Origin of the sequence: Acidovorax sp., from assembly GCF_046341535.1 — a bacterium.
Classification (GTDB): domain Bacteria; phylum Pseudomonadota; class Gammaproteobacteria; order Burkholderiales; family Burkholderiaceae_C; genus Acidovorax.
Genome location: NZ_JBKDRI010000199.1, coordinates 21,768 through 28,098, shown reverse-complemented (window position 1 = coordinate 28,098; position 6,331 = coordinate 21,768). Strand labels below are relative to the sequence as shown.

At 64.8% G+C, this 6,331-nt stretch carries 6 protein-coding genes; 1 reads left to right on the top strand and 5 read right to left on the bottom strand.

What is annotated here, in order from left to right; genetic code table 11:
- Positions 1-176 precede the first annotated feature (176 nt).
- The 3 genes from ACK543_RS14815 to ACK543_RS14805 all read right to left on the bottom strand — a co-directional run bounded on the left by ACK543_RS14815 (position 177) and on the right by ACK543_RS14805 (position 2,902).
- Positions 177-1,127 carry an amino acid ABC transporter substrate-binding protein gene (locus ACK543_RS14815; RefSeq protein WP_409943597.1) on the bottom strand — a complete coding sequence of 317 codons (951 nt, stop codon included), beginning with the start codon at positions 1,125-1,127 and terminating at the stop codon, positions 177-179.
- A gap of 95 nt (positions 1,128-1,222) precedes the next feature.
- The gene (locus tag ACK543_RS14810) at positions 1,223-1,999 is read right to left on the bottom strand and encodes an aspartate/glutamate racemase family protein (protein ID WP_409943596.1); all 777 of its coding nucleotides are present in this window, start codon (positions 1,997-1,999) and stop codon (positions 1,223-1,225) included.
- Positions 2,000-2,011: 12 nt separating this feature from the next.
- Positions 2,012-2,902 (bottom strand): amino acid ABC transporter substrate-binding protein, encoded by an 891-nt coding sequence (locus ACK543_RS14805; protein WP_409943595.1) that lies wholly within the window; start codon positions 2,900-2,902, stop codon positions 2,012-2,014.
- A gap of 322 nt (positions 2,903-3,224) precedes the next feature.
- Between ACK543_RS14805 and ACK543_RS14800 the strand changes: the two genes are divergently transcribed.
- A complete protein-coding gene (locus tag ACK543_RS14800) occupies positions 3,225-4,454 on the top strand; it encodes a D-amino acid dehydrogenase (RefSeq protein ID WP_409943594.1) in 1,230 nt (409 codons plus the stop codon).
- A 204-nt stretch (positions 4,455-4,658) separates the two neighbouring features.
- On the opposite strand, the gene ACK543_RS14795 is transcribed toward ACK543_RS14800, so the two are convergent.
- Together ACK543_RS14795 and ACK543_RS14790 are read right to left on the bottom strand one after the other, a co-directional pair.
- Complete coding sequence (locus ACK543_RS14795; protein WP_409943593.1) at positions 4,659-5,570, bottom strand: LysR family transcriptional regulator; 912 nt, start codon at positions 5,568-5,570, stop codon at positions 4,659-4,661.
- A gap of 120 nt (positions 5,571-5,690) precedes the next feature.
- Positions 5,691-6,329: a glutathione S-transferase family protein gene (locus ACK543_RS14790; protein ID WP_409943592.1), complete on the bottom strand. Its 639-nt coding sequence runs from the start codon at positions 6,327-6,329 to the stop codon at positions 5,691-5,693.
- Positions 6,330-6,331 lie beyond the last annotated feature (2 nt).

Below are 6,331 nucleotides of genomic sequence, written 5' to 3'. Positions count from 1 at the left end.
CTGCAAATCGACCGCAGCGGTCCATTTTTAACCGCCTTTTTGCCCCATAGCTCGGCTATGGGGCTGCAAATTCGGCAAAAACTGTCCTCGCTGGGGCCGATTTTCGCTTTCGACGCTCCAAGTCCGACAGGCTCCTAGGCGGCGCACCGGCTCCTGGGGGTCAAGCCGACAGCCCGCTATTGCGGCACATAGTCAGACGGGTACTTGAGCGAATCGACCAGCAGGTGCGGCATGCGCATGCCCAGGTTGATGCCCCGCGGCGCAATGGGCTGCGTAAACCATTTGTCGTACAGGCGATGCAGCTCGCGCGTCTGGATCAGGCGGCGCAGCTCGGCATCCACCACCGCCTTGAGCTCCGGGTTGTTGCGCTCAAACGCCACCGCATAAGGCTCGATGGTCATGGGTTTGCCGATGACCTTCAGGTCCTCGGGCCGCGAATGGCTTGCGCGCAGCCCGAACAGCAGCACATCGTCCATCGCAAAGCCATCGACCTTGCCGCTCACGACCCAGCCAAAGCCTTCGGCGTGGTCCTTGGCGGGTTCGATGCGCACGCGCACCGACTTGTTGGCGGCCTCGCGCGCCAGCGAGTCGATGTTGGTGGTGCCCGACGTGGACGCCAGCACCTTGCCCTCCAGGTCCTCGATGCGCTCATACGGCTTGCTGCTGAGCACCACAATGCGCGACGAGGCAATGAAGTGCGCAATGGTGAACGCCACCCGCTGGCGGCGCGCCGCCGTGTTGGTGGTGGATCCGCACTCCAGGTCCACCTCGCCCTTTTCAATCGCATCAAAACGGCTGCTGGAGGTGACCATGCGGTACGTGGTACGCAGCTCGCGCAGCTTCAGGTGCCGCGCAAGCGCCTGGACGATGTAGTGGCACACATCCACGCTGTAACCCATGGGCACCCCATTGGCCACGTACGACATGGGCAGCGACGACTCGCGGTGGCCAATCACCACCACACCGCTGGCCTGGATGCGCTGCAGCGTGGTGCCCGATGCCGGGGGCGACGCGGCAGGCTGCGCGGGCTGGGCCATGGCTGCCATGGCCGGGGCCAGCAGACAGCAAATCGCCCCCAAGGCCTTTGCGCCCATGCACTGCCTCACCCGGGTCATCATGTTTGTCATCGCTTTCCCTTTCGTCCAGGAGCCCGTCAGACCCGCCAGGAGGTCATGTCAAAAAGCGGCTGCCCGCGCGCAAGCCCCCCCACACGCGGACAGCCTCAGAATGCCGGTGCCGCATCACAGTACGCGTGACGGGCCAGGGCCGACGCCAGCACCACCGAAGGGTTCACCAGCGCAACACCCTGCAGCCGCGGCTGCTCTGACAGCGCCAGAGGTATTTCGGTGCAGCCCATGATCAGCGTGGACACGCCATACCGTTCTCGCATCCCGATCGACACTGACTCAAAACACTGGCGTGCCAGCGGATAGTTGCCCGCCTTCACGCCGTCGTAGATGCCCTGCATGAGCTGCTCGCGCCCGGCGTCAGTGGGCACATAGCAGGCGATGTGTGCACGCTCGAGCTCGCGCTGGTACAGCCCCGCGTCATACGTACCCTGTGTGGCCAGCAGCCCTACGCCCTGCACCTGGCGTGCTGACAGCTCCGCCACCACTTCCTGCACCCCGTGCAGCACCACCATCTGCGGAAACCGCTGCTGCAAGATGCCGTGCCAGGCATGGGCCGTGTTGCACGCAATGGCCACCACACGCGCGCCCAGTGCGGCCAGCCGCCCCGTGGCCTGCAGCATGGGGTCTGCCGGCTGGTGCGCGCCAGGGCGCGTGTCGTGCAGCGCCGTGGTGCGGTCGGGTATGGGCACCTGGGCCAGCCAGTGCTCAGGGTAGGCCTGGTCGTGTACCGGTATGCCCAGCAACTCCATGCGGCGGGTGCATGCCTGCACGAACAGCCGTACAAAGTCAGCACCCGCCGCAGGCCCCATCCCCCCCAGGATTCCTACCACCTGCGGCGCTTGCGGGCGTCTTGCACACACATCAGACATGCTTGCCCCGAACTACTGTGCAGGCTTGTCGCTTTGCGCCGTCAGGTTGTCACGCAGTTCCTTGCTCATGGCCAGGTTCAGGTTCTGGCCCCGTGGCGGAATGGGTGACATGAACCACTTGTTGTAGAGCTTCTCGAAATCGCCCGACTTCATCATCCCGCCGATCACGCCATTGACCAGCGCCTGAAACTGCGGGTCATCCTTGCGCATCATGCAGGCGTAGGGCTCCACTTGCAGAGAATCGCCCACCACCACCCAGTCGGCCGGGTTGCGGGTGTTGCCCATCAGGCCAAACAGCAGGATGTCGTCCATCGCAAACGCCTCGGCGCGGCCGCTGTCCACCAACAGGAGCGAGTCGTCGTGGTCCTTGCCCAGCACGATGTCCATGTCCAGGTTGTTGTCGCGGTTGTACTTGCGCATCACCTGCGCGTTGGTGGTACCCGAGGTGCTGGCCACTTTCTTTTTGGCCAGGTCGGCGTAGTTCTTGACGCCCGAGGACTTCTTGGTGAGCAAACGCGTGCCGGTGTAGAAGTGGTTGATGGCGAACTGCACGTCTTTGCCGCGCGCCGTGTTGTTGGTGGTGGAGCCACACTCCAGATCAATCGTGCCGTTGGTCAGCAGCGGAATGCGGTTTGCCGACGTGACGGCCTGCAGCTCAACCTTGATGGCGGGGTTGTTCAGGCGTTTCTTCACGGCGTCTACCACTGCATTGGAGAGGTCCACCGAAAAGCCCACAGGCGCGCCCGGGCCCGACAGGTAGCTAAACGGCACCGAGGATTCACGGTAGGACAGCGTGATCTTGCCGGAGTCGGCAATCTTCTTGAGCGTATCGGCATTGGCCACGGTGCTGGCCAGCAGGCCCGTGGCAATGATGGCGGCAGAAGTGATGGCAGAAAGCTTCATGGGAACCCCTTGCGTAAAAAAGTGCGAGTCAGTGAAGGCAAAAAATGCGGAACGCATCTGCACTGTAGGAATTCATGCGGCCCTTGCACAATTCATTTGCACGGGGTGCCTATGACTAAAAGTTATGCCGTGGCAGGGACGACATTTTTTGCACCCCACCGATTCCTTTTTGGTGGACTGGCGGCTGTGAACAACCCTCCGGCACAGTGCGGCGAGGTGCTGGCATAACCTGATGGCATGGGGGCACATGGCATCGGCATTGTTCAATCGCCAGCCCCCGCCATACATTGGGTTGCATCCAACTACAAGGCAAAAGCAATCTATGCAGGTATGTGTCCTCGGCGCGGGCATCGTGGGCCTGGCCACCGCGTACGAACTCCACCAGCGCGGGCTGCAAGTCACCGTGATCGACCAGGCTCAGCCCGGCGCTGGCGCCAGCGGCGGCAACGGCGCGCAACTGAGCTACAGCTACGTGCAGCCGCTGGCGGACGCCAGCCTCTGGCGCCAGTTGCCCCAGCTGCTGCTCTCACGGAACTCGCCCCTGAAACTGCGCCTGCAGTGGGACGCGCACCAGTGGCGCTGGGGGCTTGATTTTTTGCGGGCCTGCAACCGCGCCACATCGGAACGCAGCACGCAGCATCTTCTGGCGCTGGCCGCATTGAGCCGCCACCGTTTTGAAGCCATGCTTGAGGCAGAGCAACTGGCGTGCGACTTCTCGCGCACCGGCAAGCTGGTGCTCTACGACACCCCCGCAGGCCTGGCCGCCGCCCGTCGGCAACTGGACCTGCAGCGCCCCTGGGGCAGCGCGCAAGAGGCCGTCTCGGCCCAGCAGTGCGTGGATATCGAACCCGCCCTGGCCCACTACCAGCACCGCATCGCGGGCGCTATCCACACGCCCAGCGAGTGCGCGGCCGATTGCCTGGCGGTATGCCAGGGCCTGCACCGCTTGCTGTCAGCGCGCGGGGTGCGTTTTGTGCTGGGCACGCGCGTGCAGGGGTTTGTGCGGGGCAGGGTGCGGGGCGCGCCCAGCATCAGTGCCGTGCGCACCAGCGCGGGCAACATCGAGGCCCAGCAATTTGTGCTGGCCCTGGGCAGCGCCAGCCACCAGACCGCGAAGACGCTGGGCTTTGGCCTGCCGATCTACCCGCTCAAGGGCTACAGCATCACGCTGGACATTGCCAGCGCCCTGGGCTTGGCCCCGCGTGTCAACGTGACCGATGCCGCACGCAAGGTGGTGTTTGCCCGCATCGGCCAGCGACTGCGCGTGGCGGGCATGGCCGAGCTGGTGGGCCACGACGACCGCATTCCACCCGAGCGCATTCACAACCTGCGCGAAGCCACCCAGGCGCTGTTTCCGGGCTGCAGCAGCTTCACTGACATGCACCCCTGGACGGGCATGCGCCCAGCCACACCCACTGGCGTACCACTGGTCGGGCGGCACGCCCGGGCCCCGGCCAATCTGCTGCTCAATACCGGCCACGGTGCGCTGGGCTTCACGCTGGCCTTTGGCACGGCAGCGCAGGTGGCCGAGCTGCTGGCACCGGGTACCTGAGCCGCACCAGCGCCTGGCAGCGGCCGTGCCCGCAGGGCGCTAGGAGCCTGTCGGACTTGGAAATCGTCGGCTGCAAATCGACCGCAGCGGTCCATTTTTAACCGCCTTTTTGCCCCATAGCTCGGCGATGGGGCTGCAAATTCGGCAAAAACTGTCCTCGCTCTCGCCGATTTTCGCTTTCGACGCTCCAAGTCCGACAGGCTCCTAGCCCACCGACTCCATCGTCTCGACCACCGCGCGGCGCATGCACTGCGTCATGGCGCTGGCCAGCAGCGAACTGGGGCGGTTTACCGTGCGCAATGACGTAATGGGCACCGCAATGTGGGGCGCCAGGGCCAGCACATCGACCTTGCTGCGGTCGGCCGATGCGGCCGTGCAGGTATCCACCACCGCCACCGCATGGCCGTGGTGCGCCAGGGCCAATGCTGCGTGGTAGGTCTGCACGGTGATGGAGGTCTGCAGGCCCACCCCCGTCTCGCGGCAGGCATGGCTGACCACGGTGCCGATGGGATCGCGCACATCCAGGTGCACCACTGGCGTATCGCCCAGGTCCGTCAGGTGCACCACGCCCGCGCTCACCAGCGGCGCATCCAGCATACCCTTGGGCGCCACGCACACCATGCGGCTATCGGCCAGGTGCTCCTGCGCCAGCGCGGGGTGGGTAATGCCGCTGAACACAAAGCCCACGTCGGCCTCTTGCAGCACCAGGGCCGACACGATCTGCGGCGAATGCAGCGCGTCGATGGTGATCTTCACGTCCGGGTGCTTTTGGCGGAAGAACCGCAACGCGCGCGGCAGCACCTCGTAGCTCAGCGCCAGAACGCTCAGGATGTGAATCTCCCCCTCGCGCTGGTCGCCCTTGAGGCTTTTGGCCAGACGCTGCACATCGTCGAGCTGGGTGAACAGGCGCTCAATGTGCGGGTACAGGGTCTGCGCCTCGGCGGTGGGCACCAGCTTGCCCTTGAGGCGATGAAACAACGGAAACCCCAGCTGCAATTCAGCATGGGCAAGGATGCGACTGACCGCAGGCTGCGTGACGTTGATGAGGCGCGCCGCCGCGCTCACGCTGCCGGTGAGCATCACCGCGTTGAAAACTTCGATGTGGCGAAGGCGCATGGGCTAGTAACGAGTTGAAGGTGTCTTTTGCAAGTCAGCCAAGACTTTAGGTAGCTTGTCACGATGCAAGGAATGGGCCGAATGCGCAATCCTTGCATCCCCCCATTGCAGTGCCCGCCGCTACAACGACATCGACGGCCGCTGCGCCATGGCCGCGCGCCAGCGCAACAGGTGCGGGTGCTGCTCACCCGGCTTGTGCTTGACCACGCGGGCAAAGTCCACCGCCACCACGGCGGTGATGTCGGCCACACTGAAGCGGTCAGCGGCAATGAAGTTGCGGCCCGCCAGACGCTCGTCAAGCAGGTCAAAAAACTGCCCCACGCGCACCAGCCCCCGCTCGGCCAGGGCCGGAATCTGGGGGTAATTCACCGCGCCCGGCAAAGCCCGGTTGGCCATCGCCGGGGAACTGTTGCGCAGCGCCTCGGCAATCGCCATCAGGCCCTCAAACTCCATGCGCCAGTTCCAACTGGCGATCTCGGCCTTTTCGGCGGGGGTGGTGCCCAGCAGGGGCGGATCGGGCCAGCGCGCCTCCACATAGGCCGTGATCGCCGCGTTGTCGGCCAGCACCAGGCCCAGGTCGCCTTCGGTGCGCAGTGCGGGCACGGTGCACTGCGGGTTGATGCGGCGATAGGCATCGCCCAGTTGCTCGCCGCTTTTCAGATCCACCTGCACCGTGGTGTGGGCCACCCCTTTTTCAGCCAGCAGGATGCGCGCGCGGCGCGGGCTGGGAGCGGTAGCGCAGTCGTACAAAGTGATCATGG